At 68.4% G+C, this 23,211-nt stretch carries 20 protein-coding genes; 9 read left to right on the top strand and 11 right to left on the bottom strand.

The window, feature by feature from the left end:
• The 6 genes from AB0M15_RS41125 to AB0M15_RS41150 form a co-directional block, all read right to left on the bottom strand.
• Positions 1–280: FAD-dependent oxidoreductase (locus AB0M15_RS41125; RefSeq protein WP_363832628.1), on the bottom strand; the 280-nt coding region annotated here is incomplete at its 3' end.
• A gap of 122 nt (positions 281–402) precedes the next feature.
• Positions 403–1,164, bottom strand: coding sequence for a hypothetical protein (locus tag AB0M15_RS41130; RefSeq protein ID WP_363832631.1), 762 nt, complete (start codon positions 1,162–1,164; stop codon positions 403–405).
• A gap of 109 nt (positions 1,165–1,273) precedes the next feature.
• Positions 1,274–1,876 carry an RNA polymerase sigma factor SigM gene (sigM, locus tag AB0M15_RS41135; protein WP_343968000.1) on the bottom strand — a complete coding sequence of 201 codons (603 nt, stop codon included), beginning with the start codon at positions 1,874–1,876 and terminating at the stop codon, positions 1,274–1,276.
• Between the two features lie 101 nt (positions 1,877–1,977).
• Complete coding sequence (locus AB0M15_RS41140) at positions 1,978–3,660, bottom strand: hypothetical protein (RefSeq protein ID WP_363832634.1); 1,683 nt, start codon at positions 3,658–3,660, stop codon at positions 1,978–1,980.
• A 174-nt stretch (positions 3,661–3,834) separates the two neighbouring features.
• The gene (gene murJ, locus AB0M15_RS41145) at positions 3,835–5,490 is read right to left on the bottom strand and encodes a murein biosynthesis integral membrane protein MurJ (RefSeq protein ID WP_363832637.1); all 1,656 of its coding nucleotides are present in this window, start codon (positions 5,488–5,490) and stop codon (positions 3,835–3,837) included.
• Positions 5,483–7,813 (bottom strand): DUF6049 family protein, encoded by a 2,331-nt coding sequence (locus AB0M15_RS41150; RefSeq protein WP_363832640.1) that lies wholly within the window; start codon positions 7,811–7,813, stop codon positions 5,483–5,485. The genes murJ and AB0M15_RS41150 overlap by 8 nt, the downstream gene beginning before the upstream one ends.
• Before the next feature lie 63 nt (positions 7,814–7,876).
• Here AB0M15_RS41150 and AB0M15_RS41155 point away from each other — a divergent pair, with 63 nt between their 5' ends.
• Complete coding sequence (locus AB0M15_RS41155) at positions 7,877–9,298, top strand: CCA tRNA nucleotidyltransferase (protein WP_363832725.1); 1,422 nt, start codon at positions 7,877–7,879, stop codon at positions 9,296–9,298.
• Between the two features lie 3 nt (positions 9,299–9,301).
• Here the strand turns inward: AB0M15_RS41155 and AB0M15_RS41160 are convergent, their stop codons facing one another.
• Both AB0M15_RS41160 and AB0M15_RS41165 read right to left on the bottom strand, forming a co-directional pair.
• Positions 9,302–10,099 carry a hypothetical protein gene (locus AB0M15_RS41160; RefSeq protein ID WP_363832643.1) on the bottom strand — a complete coding sequence of 266 codons (798 nt, stop codon included), beginning with the start codon at positions 10,097–10,099 and terminating at the stop codon, positions 9,302–9,304.
• Between the two features lie 33 nt (positions 10,100–10,132).
• Positions 10,133–10,936, bottom strand: a complete 804-nt coding sequence (locus tag AB0M15_RS41165) for an aminotransferase class IV (RefSeq protein ID WP_363832646.1) — start codon at positions 10,934–10,936, stop codon at positions 10,133–10,135.
• A 62-nt stretch (positions 10,937–10,998) separates the two neighbouring features.
• Between AB0M15_RS41165 and AB0M15_RS41170 the strand changes: the two genes are divergently transcribed.
• Positions 10,999–11,607, top strand: coding sequence for a hypothetical protein (locus AB0M15_RS41170; RefSeq protein ID WP_363832727.1), 609 nt, complete (start codon positions 10,999–11,001; stop codon positions 11,605–11,607).
• Here the strand turns inward: AB0M15_RS41170 and AB0M15_RS41175 are convergent.
• Positions 11,604–12,059 (bottom strand): GNAT family N-acetyltransferase, encoded by a 456-nt coding sequence (locus tag AB0M15_RS41175; RefSeq protein ID WP_363832649.1) that lies wholly within the window; start codon positions 12,057–12,059, stop codon positions 11,604–11,606. The two genes, AB0M15_RS41170 and AB0M15_RS41175, sit on opposite strands and share 4 nt — an antisense overlap.
• 143 nt (positions 12,060–12,202) lie before the next feature.
• On the opposite strand from AB0M15_RS41175, the gene AB0M15_RS41180 reads away from it, so the two are divergent.
• The gene (locus AB0M15_RS41180; protein ID WP_363832652.1) at positions 12,203–13,765 is read left to right on the top strand and encodes an alkaline phosphatase D family protein; all 1,563 of its coding nucleotides are present in this window, start codon (positions 12,203–12,205) and stop codon (positions 13,763–13,765) included.
• A gap of 7 nt (positions 13,766–13,772) precedes the next feature.
• On the top strand, positions 13,773–14,990 hold the full coding sequence (locus tag AB0M15_RS41185; RefSeq protein ID WP_363832655.1) for an amidase: 1,218 nt from the start codon (positions 13,773–13,775) through the stop codon (positions 14,988–14,990).
• Here AB0M15_RS41185 and AB0M15_RS41190 read toward each other — a convergent pair.
• The gene (locus tag AB0M15_RS41190; protein ID WP_363832658.1) at positions 14,981–16,909 is read right to left on the bottom strand and encodes a glycoside hydrolase family 30 beta sandwich domain-containing protein; all 1,929 of its coding nucleotides are present in this window, start codon (positions 16,907–16,909) and stop codon (positions 14,981–14,983) included. The two genes, AB0M15_RS41185 and AB0M15_RS41190, sit on opposite strands and share 10 nt — an antisense overlap.
• Positions 16,910–17,040: 131 nt before the next feature.
• Between AB0M15_RS41190 and AB0M15_RS41195 the strand changes: the two genes are divergently transcribed.
• Positions 17,041–18,051, top strand: coding sequence for a substrate-binding domain-containing protein (locus AB0M15_RS41195; protein WP_363832661.1), 1,011 nt, complete (start codon positions 17,041–17,043; stop codon positions 18,049–18,051).
• A 147-nt stretch (positions 18,052–18,198) separates the two neighbouring features.
• On the opposite strand, the gene AB0M15_RS41200 is transcribed toward AB0M15_RS41195, so the two are convergent.
• On the bottom strand, positions 18,199–18,939 hold the full coding sequence (locus AB0M15_RS41200) for a TetR/AcrR family transcriptional regulator (RefSeq protein ID WP_363832664.1): 741 nt from the start codon (positions 18,937–18,939) through the stop codon (positions 18,199–18,201).
• Between the two features lie 59 nt (positions 18,940–18,998).
• On the opposite strand from AB0M15_RS41200, the gene AB0M15_RS41205 reads away from it, so the two are divergent.
• Genes AB0M15_RS41205 through AB0M15_RS41220 form a run of 4 tightly spaced genes read left to right on the top strand, consistent with a single transcriptional unit; the run spans position 18,999 to position 23,211 of the window.
• Positions 18,999–20,228 carry an acyl-CoA dehydrogenase family protein gene (locus AB0M15_RS41205; protein WP_363832668.1) on the top strand — a complete coding sequence of 410 codons (1,230 nt, stop codon included), beginning with the start codon at positions 18,999–19,001 and terminating at the stop codon, positions 20,226–20,228.
• Positions 20,225–21,028 (top strand): SDR family NAD(P)-dependent oxidoreductase, encoded by an 804-nt coding sequence (locus AB0M15_RS41210; RefSeq protein WP_363832671.1) that lies wholly within the window; start codon positions 20,225–20,227, stop codon positions 21,026–21,028. Before AB0M15_RS41205 ends, AB0M15_RS41210 begins: the two co-directional genes overlap by 4 nt.
• The gene (locus tag AB0M15_RS41215) at positions 21,028–22,527 is read left to right on the top strand and encodes a phosphotransferase (protein WP_363832676.1); all 1,500 of its coding nucleotides are present in this window, start codon (positions 21,028–21,030) and stop codon (positions 22,525–22,527) included. Before AB0M15_RS41210 ends, AB0M15_RS41215 begins: the two co-directional genes overlap by 1 nt.
• The gene (locus tag AB0M15_RS41220) at positions 22,528–23,211 is read left to right on the top strand and encodes a histidine phosphatase family protein (RefSeq protein WP_363832678.1); all 684 of its coding nucleotides are present in this window, start codon (positions 22,528–22,530) and stop codon (positions 23,209–23,211) included.

Here is a 23,211-nt window from a genome sequence, read left to right on the forward strand (position 1 = left end):
CACCGGTCAGGTCGACGGCGACGATGTCGTCGGCGACCAGTTCGGCGCCGAAGCGCTCGGCCTGGGTGCGCATCTCGTCCATCAGCGCCGGGCCCATGATGCCCTGGGAGAAGCCCGGGTAGTTCTCCACCTCGGTGGTGGTCATCAACGCGCCACCGGCCGTGACGGAGCCTTCGAAGACCAGCGGCGCCAGCTGGGCGCGCGCGGCGTAGACGGCGGCCGTGTAACCGGCTGGGCCGGAACCGATGATGATGACGTTGCGGACTTCTGCCTCGCTCATTCAGGCGTTCCTCGGTGTCGTCGAGACGGGATGGTACGTCGTACTCAACGGATCCTAGAGGCCGACCATTCCCACGGTACCCACCGATGTGAGCCGCTACCCAATCGGCTCACCGCGTGGAATCAACGGTTGCGCAACGTCACCGTGGTCTCGTAAACCGGCGTGGCGACGCCACCGGGGTTGTTACATCCGGTGACCACGGTGATCTGGATGTCGCTCGGCGAACTGCCCTGGACACCGATCACCGTCGCCCGCTTGCCGTCGACCTTGGCCTGCTGGACCAGCCGCAGGTCCGGATTCGACCGGCCGGCCGCGAAGCTCCGGGCGCAGTCGACCTCGGTCGGGGCGGCGTGCAGCAGCGGGCCGTTGGCGTTCTCGAGCCAGCGCTGAACGTTCGGTCCGACCTGGTCGGTCGACAGCGACGGGATCGAGTCGATCGGCACGGTCGGGTTGATCCCGGCAGCGCCCTCGTTGCCGTGGCCGGCGGTGCCGAGTGCGACGCCGACGCCGATCCCCGCGATCGCGAGCACGCCGGCCGCGGCAAGCACAAGCTTCGGGAGATGACGGCGTGGCTCTTCGCGCATCTGGACCAGCGAGTGGACGCCGACCGTGGAGGCGCGGAGTACGGACTCGGAGACGATGACGGAGTCGAGGTGCTCGGCCACGGCGGCCGGCATCGGGATGTCGGCGCGGCCCTCGTCGGCCAGGTCCTCGGTCAGTTGCAGCAGCGCGTCGTACGTCTGCTGACAGTCCGGGCAGGCCTTCACGTGTTCACGAGCGCGATGCGCGTCGGGTGCGGGGAGCAGGTTCTCGATCAGGTCGGCGATGGTGTCCGTGTCCAGGTGCTCGAGGTGCTCACTGGTCGGCAGACCGGATTCGGTCATCGGGAACTCGCCTCCTCACGGGAGGTGCGCAGAGTGGTCATCGGTGTAGTGCTCCGGTCGGCGATCACGGGGTCGCAGGGTGGCGACTCTGCTTCGACGGGGACGGCGGTCATTCGGTTCCCACTGATTCCGCGGCAGTCTTCGCCGGTACGTCGGAGCCGCCGCGGGTGGTCTGCCAATGGCGCAGCAACGGCAGCAACCGGGCTCGCCCGCGGGCACATCGGCTCTTCACCGTGCCCGGCGCGCAGCCGAGGATCGCGGCCGCCTCCTCGATCGAGTAGCCCTCCATGTCGACCAGGACGAGCGCGCTGCGCTGGTCGACGTTGATCTGCTTCAAAGCATTGAGTACGTCGAGACGGCGCTCGCGGACCTCCGCCGCGTCCTCCTCGACCGGCCCGGCGAGCTCGGCCGCGCGGTCCTCGTCCTCCGGCAGTGGATCGGCCTGCCGGACCTGGCGACGACGGATCCGGTCCAGGCAGGCGTTCACCACGATCCGGTGCAGCCAGGTGGTCACCTTGGCGTCGCCGCGGAACGAGTCGGCTCGGCGGAACGCCGAGATGAACGCCTCCTGCAGCGCGTCGGCCGCCTCCTCGGGCTCGCCGAGGGTGCGGATCGCGACCGCCCACATCCGGTCGCGGTGCCGCTTGACCAGGATGCCGAAGGTGTCCGGGTTGCCGGCCACGTGCAGCCGGAGCAGCTCGTGGTCGTCCATCGTGTCGTAACCGGCCGGCGGCGCAGCGACCGCTGCGTCTGGCGGACCTATTCGGCTGATGTCAGACCGGGGCGGTGGGGTGGGGGTCGAATCCAGGGAGGTCATTTCTGGACCGAGACCTCCGCGATCTCGCCGCGGTATCCGTTGCCCTCGGACTCCTTCGGAAGCTTGGTCAGCCAGACCAGCACATAGCGGGTCTTGACCGGCGCGGCCGGCGTCAGGACCGCTTGCGCGCCCTGGTCCTTGAGCGTCGCGACCGGCTTCCAGCCGCTGGCGGCGTCCGGGGAGGTACTCGGGTCGGCCTTCGGCACCATCAGCGAGAGGCTGGTGTCGTCGCCGACCAGGCTGACCGTCACCTTGGCGACGTCGGTGAGCGCGCCGAGGTCGTAGATGATGCCGACGCCGTCCTTGGTGCCACCGAGCTCCGGCTTGCGCTTGTACGACTGGGTCGTCCAGGTCGTGCTGAGCTTGCCGTCGTAGGTGTTGGGGACGTCCTCGGGGTGCTCCGAGCCGCTGCCGTCCGGCGGCGGGTCGAAGTCCTTGGCGCCGGCGATCTTCACCGGAGCGCCGGACGCCGACGGGGGTGCCGAGCTGGCCGCCGGCGGCGGGTTGGTCTTGCTGTCGTTGCCCTGGTCCTTGTTGATCGCGCCCTTGACCAGGAACTGCGCCATCGCGACCACGGACAGCAGCGCCAGGATGGCGAGCAGGATCAGGATCCGGCCACCCCAGCTGCCGCGCTGCTTCGGCTCGTCGGCCGGGGCTTTACGGCGGCCACCGTTCTGCGGGGGCGGGGCTTGGCGGCGTACCGGCCGGGTCTCCGCCGCTGTGGCGTAGGCAGGCTGAGCGGGGACGCGGCCGTTGTTCTCGGCGTAGGCGCTCTGCTGGTACTCGGGGATCTGCGGCGTCGGGTCGAGCGCAGGGGGAGCCTGGAGCGCGGGCGCGACCTGGGTGGCGTCGTCGACGCTGCCGTTCTGCCGGGCGACCGCGACCGTCTCGTCCATCTGGCTCGGCGGTTCGTGCGAGCTGCCGATGACCCCGGACAGCGCAGCGGACAGGCCGGCCGCGCTGGTGATCGCGACGGAGTGGTGCCGGGGCGGGTCACCGAGCAACCGATCCGAGATGTCGTCCAGCGAGCGCGGTACGCCGGCGCGCACCTGGCGCGGGCTCAGCAGCCGGCCGTGCTCGACCGGAGCCGGCTGGAGACCCCAGGCGGGAGCCGGGCCGGGCCAGCGACCGGTCAGGGAGGCATACAGCAGCTCTCCGAGCGCGCGGACGTCCTCCTCCGGGGAACCAGGGCCGGTGGAGCGGAGGGCGGCCTCAGTGGCCAGGCCGACGACCTTGATGGCTCCGGCATCGGTCACGACGACGGTGGAGGGGCTGATCGAGCCGTGCGAGTGGCCGGTGCGGTGCAGGTTCTCCAGTGCCTCGGAGACCTCGCGGGCCAGCCAGCCGGCCTGCTGGCCGGTCAGCGGGCCAGCGCTGAGCATCCGCTCGAGGGGCCGGCCACCAGCCCACTCACGGACGCAGTAGGTCACGCCTTCGTGCATGTCGCAGTCGAGCACCCGCAGGAACCGGGGGTCGGCTGCCGCCGCGGCGCGCCGGGCCGCGTCGAAGAGTTGGTTGGTCCTCGGGTCGCCAACCGGCAGGACGTCTACGACCACTGCCCGGCTGAGCACCTCGTCCACTGCTCGCCACACCCGCGCACCGTCGATCTCCGCGAGCAACTCGGCGATCCGGTACCGGCCGGCGAGCAGGGCACCAGGACTGACGGTCTGGTTCGACACGGTGTCTCTCGCCCTCCTCGATGCACTGGTCGTCCTGCGTCTCCGCCCTGGATCCGGTCGGCGGCCGAATTCGGCTGATCCAGGCAGGTGCGAACGGTTGGCGGTCCGATCGCAGCCCCCATGCTAGTGCCCCGCTGACCGGACAAGTGGTGCACGAGTGCACAAGCGGCCGGATCAGGACCTACGGGAGCGGCCGGGGAGCTTCGATGTGACCGCGGCCACCACGTCGGTGACCTCATGGATACGGAGTACCCGCGCCACACCGACGTACACCGGGAGCATCACGACGCCTCCGACCGCGAGCTGGACGACCGCCGCGAGCGGACCGGTCCAGTCGACGGCGGAGTCGAAAACGGTCAGCACCCCGCGGCCGATGCCCGCACCGGCGACGGCGGCGATCACCATCGCGAGCAGCGGCAGCCCGATGCCCGAGCCGGCCACCCGAGGCACCCGTCGGCGGAGCACCCGGCGGGACATCAGGACGGCGACCGTGTACGCCAGCGCGTACGCCGCACCGAGCACCACGCCACTGAACCGCAGGTGCTCCTCGTCCAGCAGCACCCGTACGCCGATCAGCGCGGCAGCGATGTTGGTCGCGGCGATCGCGCACTGCATGAAGAACGGCGTCCGGGTGTCCTCGAACGCGTAGAACGTGCGCAGCTGGAAGTACTGGACCGTGAACGGCACGATCCCCAGCGCGAGCGTCATCAGCGTGTACGCCATCAGCTGCAGGTTGTTCTTACCGGACCCGTAACCGGCGATCACCGTGACGATCGGGTAGGCGAAGGCGATCATCGCCGCGGCCGCTGGTACGACGATCGCCAGCGTCTGGCGGATCGACCGGGCCGACAACTGGGCCACCTCGGTGACATCTCCGGCAGCGGCCAGCGCCGACATCTGCGGCAGCGCGGCCGTGGCCAGCGAGACGGTGACGATGCCGTGCGGGACCAGGATGATCAGCATGGCGGTGCTGTAGGCGAACAGACCGGCCTTGGCGCCGGGGTCGGTCGAGGCGCTACCGGCGATCGCCAGCTTGGTGACGACCACCAGGGTCACCTGGTTCACCGCGACGAACAGCACGGTCCAGATGCCGAGCTTCGCGGTCTGCCCGAGCCCTGTGCCGCGCAGCCCGAACTTGGGCACGTAGGTGTGGCCGCTGGCCTTCAGGTACGGCAGCAGCACGAGCAACTGCACCGCGATCCCGAGGGTGTGGCCGAGGCCGAGCAGCAGCTCTTCGCCGTGGCTGAAGGTCGGCGGAGTGTCCCCGGCCCGGTAGATCAGCAGGAAGATCACGATCGAGGCGCAGGCGACGACGTTGTTCGCGATCGGCGCCCACATCATCGGGCCGAACCGGCGCCGGGCGTTCAGCACCTGGCCGACCAGGACGAACGCGCCGTAGAAGAAGATCTGCGGCAGGCAGAGCCGGGCGAACATGATCATCGAGTTCTTCTCGGCCATCCGCGACGGGTCGTGCAGCTCCTTCGGCAGGTAGAGCTCGGAGATCTGCGGCGCCAGCACCACACAGGCTACGGTGACCACGGCCAGCACCAGGAAGCCGAAGGTCAGCAGCCGGTTGGTGAAGTCCTGGCCGCCGTCGTCGTGGTTCTTGATCGCGCGGACCAGTTGCGGCACCAGGACGGTGTTGAAGATGCCGCCGGCCAGCAGGATGTACAGACTGTTCGGGATCGTGTTGGCGGCGGTGAAGATGTCGCCGCGCAACGCGGTGCCGATGGCGGCGGCGAGCAGGGCGATCCGGACGAATCCGAGCAGGCGGGACAGCACCGTTCCGGCTGCCATCACCGCCGCGGAGCGCAGGGTGCGGTCAGCCATCCTTCGTTCCGACTCCTTCTTTCAGGCTTTCGAGATCGCTCTGCCCGGGGACGAGCGGTGCTGGAACTTCAGGGTGGGCCACGCCGTTCGGGCCGGCCGGGTCGTCCTGGCCGAGGTCCTCGAGCGGCAGCGGCTCCGGGTGCAGCGCGTCGGCTTCTGGCTTCGGCGTCGGGTTGCGGCGTTCCGAGCGCACCCGGCGGTAGATCCGGACGATCGACGTACCGAACAGCAGTGCGACCGCGGCGCCGACCAGGATCCAGCCGACGCTGCCGTACTGCGCCGCCTGGATCACCAGCGGCTGCGAGTCGCCGACCGGCTGCTTGTCGTCGGTGATCAACTGGGCCGTCGCGTTGATGACGCCGTTCTGCTCGGCACTCGCCTTGACCTGGAAGGTGCCCTTCTGGCCGGCCGGCAGCAGCAGCGTGTGCAGCCGCTCGATCTTCAGGTCGTTGCGGTTCCCGGTCGAGCTGACCTTCAGGCCGACCCGGATCGTCACGTCCAGCCCGTTCTCGACGGTCAGCGGGAAACTGCCCTTGCTGCCGGAGAGGTTGACCTTGATGCCCTCGTGCTGGCCCTTGTTCCGGTTGGTGACCAGATGGACCTTCTTCAGCTGCCCGGCGACCGCGTTGCGCTGGTAGTTGACGAAGCGTTGCGCCTCGTTCGGGACGCCGCTCCACTCGAGCGAGGCCGACCGGAGCAGTCCCTGGGTCATGCTCAACGGGGTCTGGGCCGCGGGGTCCGACAGCAGCGACTCGTACGTCCCGGTCGTGTTGCTCAGGTCCTGGATCTTGTCCAGTTGCCCACCGCCGAGGCCGGAGGTGTCGGCAGGTGCGGCGGGGGCCTTCGTCTGCGCGGCCGCGAGGCTGGTGACCTGGTTGATCCCCACCGGCGTGATCCACGGGGAGGTGGACATCGTCTGCAGGACGGCAGCGGTCGACAGGCCGTCGTTGTCCCAGCCGCGGGGCGGTACGACGACGACTGTCGAAGTCCCGGCTTTACCGGCGAGCAGCGAGGTCTCGGCCGCGAACCGCTGCTGCAGCTGGAGTGGCTGCTTCGCGCTCGCCGGATCGGGACCGCCGGCCAGCAGGGCGGAGTCGGCGATCACTGCCTTGACGTACTTCGGGGCCGGCGCCTCCGGGGTCACCACCTTGTACACCGGGCTGGGCTGCAGCTTCGGCCGCTCGCCGGCGGTCCAGGCCGAGCTCGGTAGGATGTTCACGTCGTCGTCGCGCTGCGCGGCGAACCCGAAGGAACCGGCGGCCAGCGTCTTGGAGTCGACCTGGCCGTCCCCGAGCCAGAGGCCGGACGGGTTGCCCTGCTCGGACAGCGGCATCCGCAGGTTGTACCGCTCGCTGGCGGACCGTGCGCTGCTGATGATCTTGTTGGCCGCATCACCGGCGGCGGCGAGGCTCGCGATGTCGGGATCGCCGTACGGGAGCAGGACCGTGGGATTGACGTTGCGGCTCTTGTCGAAGGCTTCCAACCACGCCTTGACGACCGCGCGGCCGGTACCGGCCTTCGTCTGGCCGGGTCCGCTCGCGACCTTGTAGCTGTCGGACTCGGCGATCGTGCGGGCTTCGTCGATCATCGCCGGATCGACCAGCCAGGTGACCAGCCGCTTCTGGCCGAGCGCGAGCAGCCGGCCGAGCTGGCCGGCCGGCGCCATCGCCTCGGCCAGCGAATCGTTCGCGAACAGGTGTTCGGAGAGCAACGTCGGCCGATGCGTCAACGGCAGCACCACGGCGGCGTTCACCCGGCCGGGCAGTGGCGTCTTGCCGATCACCGGCATCAGGATCCGGGTCAGCCCCGCGGTGGTCCGGTCCGTCTTGCTGACGTTGCCGCGGAATCGGACGCCGACCGAGTAGACGCCGGGCTCGCCGGAGATCTTCCACTCGCTCCACGGCACCACCAGCTTGAACGAGACCGAGTCCTTGGGGGCCAGCGGGGCTTCGAACTCCTGGAAGGTTGATGCCTCGGGGTTGGTCAGGCCGGAGCAGTCGTTGCGATCCTTGACCGGGACGTCCGCCTCGGTCGGAATTGCCGCGACCTCGGCGGCCGTCGACAGCCGGTCGCGCTCGATGCAGGCCGTCGCCTGGGAACCCTCGAAGGTGGTCTGGCTGGTGTTCGTGACCCGGCCCGTGATGGTGACCGGCTGGCCGGGGGCAGGGGTCGACGGGCTGAACGAATCGATGGTGACATCGACCATCGGGTTGTCTTCGGCCGCGGTCGCGGCTGCCTGCGTCGGGGCCAGCGCGGCGGCCGACGCAGCGATCAGCAGGCTCGCGCCCGCCGCCGCGGAGAGCCTCAGTCGCCGTCTGAACACGCCGTCACCGTAACCTAGTCTCCCGTGTCCATTACTCCCGACCGCTCAGCCTCTGCCGGATCGTTGTCCGCGGTACAGCGGCAAGGTGTCCAGTCGTTGCTGAAGATCGCTCCGGTGGTCGACGAGCTGGGTGCCCGGTTCGCCGCCGCCGGCCATGAGATCGCCCTGGTCGGAGGTCCTGTCCGGGACATTCTGCTCGGTCGCGGGAGCAAGGATCTCGACTTCGCCACGTCGGCCCGGCCGGACGCGGTGGAGCGGTTGCTGGCCGGCTGGGCGGACCACGTCTGGGACATCGGCAAGGCGTTCGGCACCATCGGTTGTCAGAAGGACGACTGGGTTCTGGAGATCACGACCTACCGGTCGGAGTCCTACGATCCCACCTCGCGCAAACCGGAGGTTGCCTACGGCGACAGCCTGCAGGGCGACCTGGCCCGCCGCGACTTCGCGATGAACGCGATGGCGGTGATGCTCCCGTCACACCAGTTCGTCGACCTGTACGGCGGGATCGAGGACGTCGCCAACAAGGTGATCCGCACCCCGGGCTCGCCCCACGACTCGTTCTCCGACGACCCGCTCCGAATGATGCGCGCGGCCCGGTTCGCCGCTCAGCTAGGCTTCACGCCCGATCCGGCCGTGGTGGCCGCGATGACGGAGATGGCCGAGCGGATCACGATCGTCTCGGCCGAGCGCGTGCGCGACGAGCTGATCAAGCTGGTCTGCGCGCCGTACCCGCGGATCGGTCTCGACCTGCTGGTCTCGACCGGGCTCGCCGACCACGTCCTGCCCGAGCTGCCCGCGCTCCGGCTGGAACTGGACGAGCACCACCGGCACAAGGATGTGTACGAGCACTCGCTGACCGTGCTCGAGCAGGCGATCGACCTGGAGCCCCGGCTCGGCGTCGAGCTGCCCGACTTCGTGGTCCGGTTCGCCGCGCTGATCCACGACATCGGCAAGCCGAAGACCCGCCGGTTCGAGGACGGGAACAAGGTGACGTTCCACCACCACGACGTGGTCGGCGCGAAGCTGGCGAAGAAGCGGATGAAGGCGCTGCGGTTCAGCAACGAGCAGATCGACCAGGTCGGCAAGCTGGTCGAGCTGCACCTGCGCTTCCACGGCTACGGCACCGGCGAGTGGACCGATTCCGCCGTACGCCGGTACGTCCGCGACGCCGGCGACCTGCTCAGCCGCCTGCACGTGCTGACCCGGGCCGACTCCACCACCCGCAACCGGCGCAAGGCCGAGGCGCTGCGGACGGCGTACGACGACCTGGAGAAGCGGATCGAGCGCCTGCAGGAGCAGGAGGAGCTCGACTCCATCCGCCCCGACCTCGACGGCAACCAGATCATGCAACTGCTCGGCATCGGCTCCGGCCGCGAGGTCGGCGAGGCGTACAAGTTCCTGATGGAACTCCGGATGGACGAGGGCCCACTCGGCGAAGAGGTCGCCAAGGAGAAGCTCCTCAGCTGGTGGAACTCTCGGCCCTGACGGTCAGCTGGTCCGTCCGAGGACGAGCGGCAGCACCGCGACGAACGCTCCGAACACCATCTCGAGGCCTTTCGAAGCCACCTTCTCGGCCACCTGCGCACGCCAACTCGTGGCGACCGGCCCAGCGTCATCGGAGCTCACCGGCGCCGGGGTGGCCTGGGTCGTGTCGCGCAGACAGGGGATCCGGCCGAGGTGGATCGCCAGTAGTAAGCCACCCAACTGATCGCGCAGAAGGATAGCCGTCTTCCCGCGGTCGGTCCGGGTGTGATCGGCGAGGACCAGCTCGGCCTCCCCGATGTCCTGGATGACGAGCAGCAAGGTCGACCGCAACCGTTGCCGGGCGGCACGGCTGCCGGCCAGAGTTCCGATCATCGAGTTCCGCAGCAGGCTCTCTTCCAAGCTGGGCAGGATGATCCGGAGGTAGCCAGCGTCGGACTTGTCGAAGCGTGGGCCGGCGCGCAGCCGGTCGATCGTGGCGACGAGGTAGTACTCCGCGGCCATCCTCGGCCAGAGCGTGCCAACCAGGGCGCGGTGCGAGTAGATGAGCGCCAGCGAGACGGAGACGATCACCGCGTAGACCGGCCAGAAAGCCGTGGGAGTGCTGCGACCGATCAAACTCGTCGCCGCGATTCCCGCCAGGGCGATGACTGCGGACGCCAGCGCCGACTTGGTGAACAGTTGCACCGACACCTTGAGGTCCCATTGCAGGCGAGCGGCGTCCTCTTCCGGCAGGTCACCTCCGATACCGACGGCCCAGGCCTTCAGCTCAGCGATGCTCGGCACGCGGAAACCATCGCTCATACCCGTCAGAGTGACCGGCCTGCTGCCCGGCGTCTAGATCGTCTGCCACGGGATCCTGAGGTAGGCCTCGGCGATCAGCCGTGCCGAGTCGGGGTCCGGCTTGTACTGCGTTGTGCCGCCGGCGGTCGTGATGGAGGCGACCGGGAGGGCGGGGTCGATCGAGTTGGTCAGGTACGCGGCCCGGTAGTCGCCGAGGGCGGTCAGCGGAATGTCGACAGTTTCACGTGCAACATCGAGGGCTGCCTGGAGAGTGAGCATGGTGATGCCGGGCAGCACGTCGGCGGCCGGCCAGACGATCCGGTCCTCGGTGGCGAAGCAGATGTTCCAGATGGACGCCTCCGAGATGTGGCCTCGACGGTCGTAGAAGACGGCGTCGTCGTAGCCGGCCACGCGCGCCCGGCGGATCTGGTGGGTCAGCGAGAAGGTGCCGGTGTGCTTGAGGTGCGGCGCGGTCCGTTCGTGCTCGACGGCGAGCAGGTGTGGTGGCTCGGACGCGGGCTCGATGGGGTCGGTCAAGGTCAGCAGCAGGTCGGGCTCGACCGGGGTGCCGTCGATGAAGGCACGGTCCCGGGTGAAGGCGTTGATGCGGATCGAGAGATTGCCTGACGGCGAGCTTGCGAGCGCAGTACGGAGGTAGCTCAGGACGCGGTCGGCGGCGACGCCGTGGCCGAAGAGTTCCAGCGAGCTGCGGTCCAGCCGCTCCAGGTGCAGATCGAGGCCGCGGACCTTGCCGTCGCGGACCTGCATCGAGGTGAAGTGGCCGTAGCTGGTTGCGCTCAGCAACGCTGGGTCGTCGAGGGTGAGCGGTGCGTCGTTCAGCTGTACGAGGTGGGTCACAAGCCCAGTCTGCGGTCACCAGTCCACCGCCCGAGCTGGTCTAGTCTCACGGCGTGGACCTCATGAGCATTGTCGGGTGGGGCGGATCGGCGCTCGTCGTCGTCTCGCTGCTGCAGACCCGGATCCTGCGACTGCGTGTGCTGAACCTGATCGGCTGCGTCATCCTGGTCGGCTTCAACCTCGCCATCCCGGTCTGGCCGATGGTCGGCATGAACGCCGTCCTCGCCGTGATCAACCTCGTCCATCTCTGGCGGCTGCTCCGGCACCGGCACGACGACCTGGAGTACGCCGTCCTCGAGGTGAACAGCACCGACTCCTACCTCGGCCACGTGCTGACCGCGCACCAGAAGGACATCTCCAAGTTCAACCCCGGCTTCGCCCAGGCGGCCAGCCCGTACGCCTTCCTGGTCCAGCGCGGCGAACGCACCGTCGGCGTGGTGCTCGCCCACGACGCCGGCTCCGGCCGCGCCCAGATCGACCTCGACTACGTCCTCCCCGAGTACCGCGACTTCACCCCCGGCGAGTTCGTCTACCGCCGCAGCGACGTCTTCACCGACCACGGCTTCCATCAGGTCCTCGCCCCACCCCGCATGAACGCCAGCGACGGCTACCTCAAAAACCTGGGCTTCCACCCAGAAGGCGACCAACTGGTCCTGGACCTGCCCGACTAGTCCAGGTGCTTGGCGAAGCAGCGGGAGACTGCTTCGTTTTCGAAGGGTGGGTAGCGCGGAGTCTCGTCATAGCCGTGGTGGGTGTAGAGGGCGATGGCCTCGAGTTGTTTGGTGCCGGTCTCCAGGCGGAGGGTGGTCAGGCCCCGGGTGCGGGCGTGGGACTCGATCTCGGCCAGCAGGAGGCGGGAGAGGCCCCAGCCGCGGGAGGTTGGTTCGACGTACATGCGCTTGATCTCGCCGAGGCCGGGGGTGATCGGTTGCAGGCCGACGCAGCCGACTGGGGTGTCGTCGAGGGTGAGCAGGATGAACTCGATGTCGGGATGCAGGGCGACGAGGGGCTGGTCTTCGCCGTAGAGGGCAGCCAGCTCGGTCTGTTGCGCGGTGGCGAGCGCGAGGACGGCTGGATCGGTCCGGTCGGCGTGGCGTAGCTCGACGCCCTCCATCAGCTCCATGGGCCGACGCTAGCAATCAGGCGTGACGCTGCTGTTTCGCTTTCCTCACTGCCCGCCGGACCGGCAGTGAGGTCGACAGGGTGTCACCGATCGGTCGCGCTGAGGTCTTCCCAGATTCATCATTACCTCTCAGTATTTTCTGCATGGCTGACCTCACCCGCAGGACCGTCCTCGGCGCCTTGGGCGTCGCCGGTGTCACCGCAGCAGCTCCGGCCACCGCCTGGAGCACCGGTACGCCGACCCTCCGCACCGCAGCCGACGCCTCGCCGACGCTGGTCCGCGGCGCCACGTTCCCGGAGGGGATCATGGCCGGCGTCCCACGCACCGACGGCGCGACGCTGTGGACCCGGGTGCCGCGCGGGCTCTTCGACGGCGACGCCGAGCTGGCGATCGTGGTGTCGAAGCAGCGCGACCTGAGTCAGCCGGAGATCGTCGACACGGTGATCGCGGAGAAGCAGTGGGACGGCTGTGTCCACTTCCAGGCGAACGGTCTCGCTGCGGGCGCGGAGTACTTCTACCAGTTCCGCGGCAAGGACACCGTCAGCCCGGTCGGCCGCTTCCAGACCCTGCGCCCGGCCGACTCCAACCAGCCGGTCCGGATCGGCTTCTTCACCTGCCAGGGCTTCACCGAGGGGTACTACGCGACGCACCGCCACCTCGCTGCCGAGGATCTCGACCTCGTCGTCTGCCTCGGCGACTACGTCTACGAGGCCACCGTCCCCGGAGTCCGCGGCATCGATCTCAACCTCTATCCCCAGATCCTGCCGAGCATGCGAGCGAAGTACACGCTCTATCGCAGCGATCCGGATCTCAAGGCGATGCACGCGCAGCACGCGTTCCTGCCGCTGTGGGACGACCACGAGTTCCGCAACAACTACAGCAAGGACAACTGGACGCTGCCCGAGCTGTTCTTCCAGGAGAAGAAGAGCGCCGCCTGGCACGCGTGGTTCGAGCGGATGCCGGTACCTCGGTACGCCGACGACATGACCCGCACCTACCGCTCGCTCAAGCTCGGCCGGACGGTCGAGCTGTTCGCCATCGACAACCGTCAGTACAAGGACGACCAGCCCTGCGACGACGGCGGCAGCATTGTCTGCGCGGCCGCCGACGCACCCGGTCGCAGCATGCTCGGTCCGGCGCAGAAGGCATGGCTCGAGGACGGACTGCGGTCGTCGGGCGCCCGCTGGAAGGTGCTCGCCAACCCGAACATGATGATGGGCATGGTCACCGGCGCGGCCGGCGAGCGCGCGTTCATGGACACCTGGGACGGGTACGGCGCCGAGCGCACCGAACTGCTGTCGCTCGCAGCCGAGCGGGTCTCCGACCTGGTCGTGGTGACCGGTGACGACCACGACACCTTCTCCGGCGAGCTGTGGGATACGGGGTTCGCACCCGGTACGCCGGGCAACCCCGGCGGTACGCGGCGGGCCGGGGTCGAGTTCGTCGTACCGTCCGTGTCCTCGACCAATACCGGCGACACGAAGGGCGTGGCCGGGGCGAAGGCGGAGGAGCAGAAGCGGCTGCAGTACAACCCGCACCTGAAGCAGGTCGACATGCGGCAGCACGGGTACGGCGTACTCGAGGTCACCCAGGACGACGCCAAGCTCTCCTACCGGGCCGTGGACAAGCTGCACGCGAATGCCGGCGTCAGCACCAGCTACCAGGTCCGTACTGCGCGAGGCAGCTCGACAGTAGAGGTGATCTGATGGGCCAGTGCCCTCACTGGAAGCCACGGCAGCCGCTGTCCGCGCTGGCGAACTAGACCCAGTCGACCTGGTCGAGGCCGCGCTGCAGCGAGCAACTGATTCAGCGCGGCTCAACGCAGTGGTCCACCTGGACGTCGAGGGCGCTCGTGCGACGGCCGCGACCCACAGTCGGACCGGGGCGCTCGCCGGTATCCCCGTGCTGGTCAAGGAGATCATCGAGGTCGAGGGCCTGCCCTACCGCTGCGGCTCGGCCTCTCTAGATGCGCCCGCCACCAAAGATGCTGGTGTCGTACGCCGGTTGCGCGCGGCCGGTGCGGTCGTCATCGGGCTCAGCCACTCGCACGAGTTCGCCTACGGCTGCACCGGTACGTCGAACCGGACAGGGCCGTGCCTCAACCCGCACGACGTCACGCGGATGACCGGCGGCTCCAGCTCGGGCGCAGCTGCAGCAGTAGCGGCCGGGGTCGTGCCATTGGCGATCGGCACCGACACGGCCGGCTCGGTGCGGACGCCGGCGGCGCTGTGCGGGGTCGTTGGGTTCAAGCCGACCAAGGGGAGCCTGCCGATCGACGGGGTGTGGCCGCTCTCCCAGAGCCTTGATGTGGTTGGCGTGCTGACCACGACCGTCGCCGACGCGGTCTACGCGAATGTAGTGCTCTCCGAGACCGACCCGCCGGCCGACATCAGCACACCGCGGCTTGGGGTGCCCACCAACCCGGAGTACCGGGACTACGACGTGGAGGTCAGCGCTGCCTGGGAACTCGTGACGCTGCCGACAGTCGAGGTCGAGTTGCCTGATTGGAGCACGACGCTGCGAACAGGCGTAGATCTGCAAGGCCCCGAGGCAGTGGCGAACCACGTCGGCAGGTCGACCGAGCTGTACCAACCCGATGTCCAGCAGCGCCTGCGGGAAGCCGCGGAGGTACCGGCCTGGCGTTACGTCCAGGCCCGGGCAACTGCAGTCGAGCTGGCCAGGCAGGTGTCCGAGGTACTGGATCAAGTCGACGCGGTAGTCCTGCCAACCGTGCCCATCGTGGCTCCGCTGCTTGATGCTGCGGACGTCCGCGCAACCCTGATGCGGCACATCCGCTTGGCCAACATCGTCGACGTCGCCGCCATCACCGTGCCGCTGAAGACCGCCGGCCTTCCGGTTGGTCTCCAGGTCATTGCCCGGGACAACCAGAAAGCCGGCGCTGTTGCGCTGTGGATCGAAGCTCAGTTGTAGAGCCTGACGTCCGCGAGCGACCACCAGTGGTCGCTGGCGCCGGTGTTGGTGATCCGTACGTAGCGAGCCCGCGTCTGCTTCACGTCGACGTTGGTGAGCTGGCCAGCGCTGGTGCCTGACGCCAGGGGACGCCAGGTGGTGCCATCGAAGCTCGTCGACACCTGCCACGCGGCAGCGAAGTCGCCGATGTTGCCGCCGCTGTCGATCGCTACCCGGCGGAACTGCTTCGCCGTACCGAGATCCACCTGCACGTACTGCCCGGCAGCCTGCGCCGCCTTCGACTGCCACACAGTGGAGCCGTCGGCGTCGAACGCCAGCGCCGCATCAGCAGCCGGTACTGCGCTAGCCGTCGCGCCCGCCAGTGACACCGGAGTCAGTGACTTGGGCGAACGCTGCCAGACGAAGGTACCGATCGCGCCACCCGGCAGCGTGTACTCGAAGGACTCGTCGCCGACCGCGACAGCGAAGGTCCGCGGGTCGTCGTTCTCGTTGTGTACGACCAGGGCGGTCGAGCCGTCCGGGTTGCGGAAGGCCGACGACATGAGCTGCCCGTTCCACCCGGTCGTGCCATACGAAGTACTGGCGATCCGCACTGCGCCGGTGCGGACGAACTTCGACAGGTGGCCGATCGTGTAGTACTCCGCGTCGGTGGTGACGCTGCCGTCCGGCTGCACGGTGACGAGTCCGGTGCAGGTCGTACAACCACCGTTGTAGGGGCCGCCCTTGTCGTCCAGCGCGATGTTCCAGTTGACGACCGACTTGGCCCAGTTGCGGGTCGTACCGAGCATCAGCGTGCGGGCGTGCCAGGTCAGCGTGCCGCGGAAGATCTGCGGTGGCGTGTCATTGGCGCCGTGCGAGCCGGAGCACTCGGTGAACCAGATGCCCTTGTCCGGGAAGGCCTTCTGCAGGTTGCTCTGGTTGCTCGGGTTCCCGGAGTAGCAGTGGTACGCCGTACCGGCGAGCCACTTGCCAGCCGGGCTGTCGAGCAACTGGTACGGGTAGTCGGTCTCCGGATCCTCACCGGGCGGGGTGCTGTCGACGTCGCCCGGGTGGGTCGTCCAGTTGTGGTCGTAGCCGAGGATCTTGGTCCGCGGGCTGTACGCACGCAGCAGCGGGCCGAGTTGCTCGATCACTGCAGCTTCCTGGCGGACCGGCATGTCCGTGCCGGGGTAGCCGCTGGGCTTGCGGTTCTGCGGCTCGTTCTGGATCGAGATGAAGTCCACCGGGACGCCGGCCGCCTCGTACGCCTTCACGAACTTCACCAGATAGCGCGCGTAGGCGTTGTAGACCGCGGGGTCGTCCTTGAGCCGGCCACCGACCAGTGAGTCGCCGGTCTTCATCCAGGCCGGCGGACTCCACGGGGTGGCCATCACCTTGAGCGACGGGTTGAGCTGCTTGGCCCGGCGCAGCAGCGGCAGGATCTGCGCCTGGTCGTGCGCGATGCTGAAGTGCCGCAGCGGGAAGTCGGTCTGCCCGGCCGGTACGTCGTCGTAGGTGTAGTGCTGTGGCGCCGCGGTGAAGTCGGACGAGCCGACCACCTGGCGCAGGAAGCTCACACCGATGCCCTGGTCGCGGTCGAACAGCGAGCGCATCGTCTGGTCGCGGACGGCCGGGGTCAGCCGGTAGAGCACCGCCGCCGACGAGTCGGTGATCGAGGCGCCGAAACCATCCATCGTCTGGTACTTCGTCGCCGGGTCGACCGTGATGGTCGTCTGCGTGCTCTGGCCCTTGGCGAACGCGACGTCCGGGCGATGGTGCAGCAGCTCGGCGCGGTCGGGGGTGGTGACCCACACGCTCGCCTTGGTGGTCTTGCCGGTGGTTTGCGCGGGGGACAACTCGACGGCCTGGGCTCCTGCCGACAGACCGCTGAGTAGTAGGGCGGAGCCGGCCACGACGGCGCCGATCGCTGGTCTTTTCATCGTTCTCCTCAGGTCAACCCCGATGTAACAAATGAAACAAGAACGCAATATCTGCGCCTCAGCAAACGACGGCAGGCGGGGGCTGTCAAGATCGGATATCGTCCTGAGTGTGAAACAAGGCGATGTAACAAATGCCGGGTAGGGCGACGGTCCGGGACATCGCGGCCGAGACCGGCGTCTCGATCGCGACGGTTTCGCGGGTGCTCAACCAGCAAGGGAACGTCGCGCCGGCCACCCGTGAACTGGTCGAGCGGGCGGTGGAGCGGCTCGGCGTACGGGCGCCCAATCCGCGGGGTGGGTCGCCGAAGCCGGTTGGTGGGGCGGTGTATCTGCGGTGTCCGTATGTGCTGACCGACTACTTCGGGCTGATCGTTTCGTCGATCGCGGAGACGCTTGATCGGCATGGGCGGCGGCTGGTGCTCAATGCGGGTGAGGCGACGCAGCACGACCAGGTACTCAGCAAGCTGCCCGCGCAGCGCGACCTCGCCGGGGCGATCCTGATCCTGCCGCCGGAGACCAGCGACGAACTGATCCAGCTCCGCGCGCGCCGCTTCCCATTCGTCGTCGTCGACCCCCGTACTCCGCTGCCGCGCGACATCGCCGCCGTCTCCGCAGCCCATTTCGCCGGAGCGCGGCAGGTCACCGCCCACCTCTTGTCATTGGGCCACACGCGGATCGGTGTCATCGGCGGCCCCAGCGAATGGCTGGCCTCCGACGCCCGCCTAGGCGGCCACGCCGCCGCCCTCGCCGACGCCGGCATCCTCCCCGACTCTTCCCTCGTCCGCCCCATCCAGCCCACCACCGAACACGGCCACCGAGCCGCCGCTCAACTACTGGACCTCCCCAACCGCCCCACCGCGCTGATCGCCTTCAACGACAAAGCAGCAGTAGGCGCCCTCCAAGCCGCCGCCACCCGCAACCTCTCCGTCCCCCACGACCTCTCCATCGCCGGCTTCGACGACATAGACATCAGCCGCTCCACCACCCCAAGCCTCACCACAGTCCGGCAGCCCCTCCAAGAAATGGGCCGAATGGCAGTAAGCCTCCTCACCCGCCTCCTGGACCGCCACGAGGTAGAAGCCCTCCACATCGAACTAGCCACGGAACTCATCATCCGCAACTCCACAGCCGCCCCACGCTAGCCCGCGAACCTCACCCCATCCGGCGCGACCTTGACCTGGATGTGGCGACCTTGAACACCAAATGGTGGGCTCGGACATGAAATAGCTTGTTCAAGGTCGCCGGTTGGTGGTCAAGGTCGCCGGAACTGGCGGGGCGTCGGGCGCGGGTTAGAGCGCGCGGAGCGCTTGTAGAGCTGCGATGAAGTGGGTGACCAAGGCGTCTGGGGTGGTGGGGCGGGCTGGTTCGGGGAGGCCGGACCATTCGATGGTCAGGTCTTCTACGTAGGCGAGCCAGGCGTGGACGGTGAGGCGGATCGGGGAAGCCGGCTCGGTGGCGTCGGGGGTGCCGAGGAGGGTGAGGACTCGGTTGGTGAGGCCGGCTCGGGTGGTGGCGTAGACCTCCACGACGAAGTTGTCGCCGCCGGCAGCGCCGCGGACGAAGGAGATGTAGGAGTCGCGGCGGCGGGTGACGAAGGCGACGAAGGAGAGCAGCATCTGGCGGAGTTGCTCGTCGGGTGGCAGGTCGGGGTCGGGCTTGGTGACGCGGAGCAGGCGGCGGCCGGCGGCGCTCATCACCTCGACGTAGAAGTCGCGCTTGGTGGGGAAGTAGTGGAACAGCAAGCCGCGGGAGATGCCCGCCTCGGCCGCGACCGCATCGATCGAGAGCTCATGGATCGGCTGGGTCCGCAGCATCATCAGCCCGATACCGACCAACTGCTTCCGCCGATCCTCCGCACTCAGCCGCCGACGCCGCCCCTCCGGCGCCTCAACCCCACCCCGCGGCTCGAGATCGCCCTCCAGCGACGCCTCCGCGTCCTCCCGCACCGACCCATCCGGCCCGGCCTGCGGTGCCGCGTCCGCGCCGGCCCGCAAGGGCGCCTCGGCGTGGACTTCTTCACCAGCGTTCACGCTATTGAGCATTGCTCAGTAAGTGCGCTACCGTCAAGGGAGCCGACCGAGGAGACGTGATGGGGTTCGAACCGTCCGCGAGGGCGCAGGAGTTGATCGAGCAGGTCGACGGGTTCATCCGGACCGAGATCGAGCCGGTCGAGGCCGAGCTGCATGCCGCGACCAAGGCCGCCGGTGATCCGTGGGAGCCGCTGCCTGCGTTCAAAGAGCTGCAGGCGAAGGCCCGCAAGCAGGGTCTGTGGAACCTCTTCCTCCCACCCGCCGAGCCCGGCAACGAGCAGTACGGCGAAGGGCTGAGCAACCTCGACTACGCCCCGATCGCGGAGTTGACCGGCCGCTCGTTCATCGCGCCGTACGTGTTCAACTGCAACGCCCCTGACACCGGCAACATGGAGGTACTGCTCCGGTACGGCAGCGCCGAGCAGAAGGAGCAGTGGCTGGAGCCGTTGCTGGAGGGCACGATCCGGTCCGCGTTCTGCATGACCGAGCCCGACGTCGCCTCCTCCGACGCGACCAACATGGCCGCCACCGCGATCGTCGAGGGCGACCAGGTCGTCATCAACGGCCGCAAGTGGTGGAGCACCGGCGTCGGACACCCGGACTGCGAACTGCTCATCTTCATGGGCCTGACCGACCCCGACGCCCACCGGTACGCCCGCCACACGATGGTGCTCGTACCGCGCGACGCCCGCGGCGTGAAGGTCGAGCGCCTGCTCCCCGCCATGAGCCGGTACGACGAACCGCACGGCCACGGCGAGGTCTCCTTCACCGACGTCCGGGTGCCGGCGTCCAACATCCTGGTCGGTCCAGGTCGCGCGTTCGAGATCGCCCAGGGCCGGCTCGGTCCCGGTCGGGTGCACCACTGCATGCGGCTGATCGGCCTGGCCGAGAAGGCGCTCGAGCTGGCGATCCTGCGCGGCACCAGCCGGACCGCGTTCGGCAAACCGCTGGTCAACCTCGGTGGCAACCGCGAGCGGATCGCCGACGCGCGGATCGCCATCAACCAAGCGCGGCTGCTCGTGCTGCAAACGGCGTACCTGCTGGACACCAAGGGGCTGGCCGGTGCGCTGAGCGAGGTCAGCCAGATCAAGGTCGCGGTGCCGCGGATGGCGCAGGACGTGATCGACATGGCGATCCAGCTGCATGGTGGTGGCGGTCTGTCCGACGACTTCCCGTTGGCGGCCGCGTGGACGAGTGCGCGAGCCCTGCGACTGGCCGACGGGCCGGACGAGGTGCATCGTGGAGTGGTCGCGAAGATCGAGCTGGCGAAGTACAAGGAGTCCGAATGAGCAGGGTTCTCGTCACCGGTGGGGCCAGTGGACTCGGGGCGGCGCTGGTCGCCCGGTTTGTTGCTGACGGCCACCAAGTGCTCAGTACCGACGTGGCGGCGGAGTCGACGCCGCCGGCCGGCGCGGAGTACCGGCAGTTGAATGTGCGGGACGCGGGTGACTGGGACAAGGCGGTCGCGTGGTGTGAGGAGAACTGGGGTGGGCTCGACATCCTGGTCAACAACGCCGGGATCGCGACCGGCGGGCGGATCGACGTCGAGTCGCTGGACGAGTGGGATCGTGTCGTCGACATCAACCTGATGGGTGTCGTGCGTGGTTGCCGTGCTTTCACACCGCTCTTCAAGCGCCAGCGCTCCGGCCACATCGTCAACACCGCTTCGGCGGCCGGGCTCGTGCACCCGCCGATGATGAGTTCGTACAACACGGTGAAGGCCGGCGTCGTCGCGCTCTCCGAAACGCTCTCGCACGAGCTTCACCCGTACGGCGTGACCGTCTCCGTCGTCTGCCCGTCCTTCTTCCGCACCAACCTCGGCGACTCGATCCAGGGCGACGACATCGAGATGCGCGCCACCGCCCGCAAGCTGATCGAGAAGTCCCCACGCACAGCTGACGAGATCGCCGCCAACGTCATCGCCGGCATCAAAAAACACCAGTTCCTCATCATCCCCGACCGCCCGGCCCTACTCGCCTGGCGCACCAAACGCTTCGCCCGCCCCCTGTACGACCGCCAGATGCGCAAAATCGCCGCCCGCGCCCGCGACCGAGCCGACTCCCCGAAGCAGGCCGCCGGAGACCACTGATGCCCCCCAACCCCAACGCAGTCGAAGGCGCCCGCCCAGTCCGCACCGAAGACGCCTTCGACATCACCGCGGTAGACACCTGGCTCCGCTCCACCGCCTCGCCGTCGCTCCACTCGACATCGGCCGGGGAGGTGGTGCAAGAGCCGGCCGCCCCCGCCTCGTCTTCGCTCCGCTCGACATCGGACGTGAGAGCAGGCAGTTCACGCGAGCCTGCCCCGGCCCCGGGCTCGCCGTCGCTTCGCTCGGCCTCGGCTGAGGAGCTGAGGGATGAGCCCTCAGTCGCGGGCTCGTCGTCGCTGCGCTCGACATCGGGTGAGCGAGCAGCGCGTGCGCTAGCCGATCCGGCGTCCGGCCCGGGCTCGTCTTCGCTCCGCTCGACATCGGACGTGGGAGCAGGCGACTCACGCGAGGCTGGCCCGGCGCCGGGCTCGTCGTCGCTGCGCTCCGCCTCGGAAGAGCGAGCAGCAGGTGCGCTAGCCGATCCGGCGTCCAGCCCCGGCTCGTCTTCGCTTCGCTCGACATCGGAGGTAGACCCGCTGCCCGAAGGGCTGCCGGAGGTTCGGCAGTTTTCGGGCGGGGCTTCCAACCTCACCTACCTACTGCGCTACCCGGATCGCGATCTGATCCTGCGTCGCCCGCCGGCTGGGACGAAGGCGAAGGGGGCTCATGACATGGGGCGGGAGTATCGGATCCAGCAGCAGTTGGCGCCGGTGTTTCCGTATGTGCCGCGGATGGTTGCTCATTGCAACGATGATTCCGTGATCGGGTCTGAGTTCTACGTGATGGAGCGGATCGCCGGTACGATCCCGCGGCGGTCGGAGTTGGGTGTTGAGCTGACGCCGGAGCAGACGCGGCAGCTCGGGTACAGGTTGATCGACACGCTTGTCGATCTGCATCAGGTGGATCCGGTGGCTGCTGGGCTGGGGGATCTTGGCAAGGGCGAGGGGTTCGTCGAGCGGCAGGTCGGCGGTTGGAGTGGGCGGTACCGGAAGGCGAAGACCTGGAATGTGCCGAGCTTCGAGAAGGTGATGGCTTGGCTGGAGGCGAACCGGCCGGGTGATGTCAGGATCTGCGTTGTTCATAACGACTTCCGGCTCGACAACGTGGTGCTGGCGCCGGACGATCCGCTGAAGATCGTGGGAGTGCTGGACTGGGAGCTGGCGACGTTGGGGGATCCGTTGATGGATCTGGGATCAGCGCTCGCCTACTGGGTGCAGGCCGACGACGACTGGGCTTTCAGACGGTTCAGGCTGCAGCCGTCGGATGTGCCGGGGATGATCGGGCGGGACGAGATCGTTCGGTACTACTGCGAGAAGACCGGCCTCGACGCCTCCAACTGGGCCTTCTACGAGGTGTTCGGGCTGTTCCGGCTCGCGGTGATCGCGCAGCAGATCTACTACCGGTATCACCACAAGCAGACCCGCAACCCGCGCTTCAAGAACCTCTGGCTGCCGGTCAACCTGCTCGAGCGGCGCTGTCGCAAGATCATGAGCCGCTGAATGCCGGCCATCTACCTGATCCGGCACGCGCAGGCGTCGTTCGGGCGCAGCGACTACGACCGGCTCTCGCCGCAGGGCGAGCAGCAGTCCGCAGTACTGGGCAAGGCGCTCGCCGAACGCGGCATCAAGCCGACCCTCGTCGTCATGGGTGCGATGCGACGGCACGCGCAGACCGCCGAGATCGCCCTCGAGGCAGCGGGCATCGAAGTACCGATCGGCATCGACGAAGGCCTCAACGAGTTCGACCACGACCGCGTGATCGTCGCCTACAAGCCTGCCTACAAGCGCCGGGCAGTACTACTCGCCGATCTCGCGCGCACCGGTCACCCCGCAAGAGCCTTCCAGGAGATGTTCACCGCGGCGACCCAGCGCTGGGCCGAGGCGGACGGCGACGACTATCCGGAGTCCTTCCAAGCCTTCTGCCAACGCTCAGAGGATGCGGTACGCCGTACTGCGACCCGCCTCGGCAAAGGCGAGACCGCCGTCGTCTTCACCTCGGGCGGCCCGATCGCCGCGGTCACCAGCCGGCTCCTCGACGGCACCGACGACCTGTGGCTCAAGCTCAACCCGGTCACCGTCAACACCGCGATCACCAAGCTCACCGTCGGCCGCAGCGGACTCACCCTGGTCAGCTACAACGAACACGGCCATCTCGACGGCACCGAACTGCTCTCCTACAGATAG

The organism is Kribbella sp. NPDC051718, from assembly GCF_040681515.1.
GTDB lineage: Bacteria > Actinomycetota > Actinomycetes > Propionibacteriales > Kribbellaceae > Kribbella.

Coding starts and splice junctions, on each gene's coding strand:
- AB0M15_RS41205 (WP_363832668.1), top strand. CDS start 18,999: ATGGGGTTCGAACCGTCCGCGAGGGCGCAGGAGTTGATCGAGCAGGTC.
- AB0M15_RS41210 (WP_363832671.1), top strand. CDS start 20,225: ATGAGCAGGGTTCTCGTCACCGGTGGGGCCAGTGGACTCGGGGCGGCG.
- sigM (WP_343968000.1), bottom strand. CDS start 1,876: ATGGACGACCACGAGCTGCTCCGGCTGCACGTGGCCGGCAACCCGGAC.
- AB0M15_RS41195 (WP_363832661.1), top strand. CDS start 17,041: ATGCCGGGTAGGGCGACGGTCCGGGACATCGCGGCCGAGACCGGCGTC.
- AB0M15_RS41160 (WP_363832643.1), bottom strand. CDS start 10,099: ATGAGCGATGGTTTCCGCGTGCCGAGCATCGCTGAGCTGAAGGCCTGG.
- AB0M15_RS41190 (WP_363832658.1), bottom strand. CDS start 16,909: ATGAAAAGACCAGCGATCGGCGCCGTCGTGGCCGGCTCCGCCCTACTA.
- AB0M15_RS41180 (WP_363832652.1), top strand. CDS start 12,203: ATGGCTGACCTCACCCGCAGGACCGTCCTCGGCGCCTTGGGCGTCGCC.
- AB0M15_RS41175 (WP_363832649.1), bottom strand. CDS start 12,059: ATGGAGCTGATGGAGGGCGTCGAGCTACGCCACGCCGACCGGACCGAT.
- murJ (WP_363832637.1), bottom strand. CDS start 5,490: ATGGCTGACCGCACCCTGCGCTCCGCGGCGGTGATGGCAGCCGGAACG.
- AB0M15_RS41220 (WP_363832678.1), top strand. CDS start 22,528: ATGCCGGCCATCTACCTGATCCGGCACGCGCAGGCGTCGTTCGGGCGC.
- AB0M15_RS41170 (WP_363832727.1), top strand. CDS start 10,999: ATGAGCATTGTCGGGTGGGGCGGATCGGCGCTCGTCGTCGTCTCGCTG.
- AB0M15_RS41215 (WP_363832676.1), top strand. CDS start 21,028: ATGCCCCCCAACCCCAACGCAGTCGAAGGCGCCCGCCCAGTCCGCACC.
- AB0M15_RS41130 (WP_363832631.1), bottom strand. CDS start 1,164: ATGACCGAATCCGGTCTGCCGACCAGTGAGCACCTCGAGCACCTGGAC.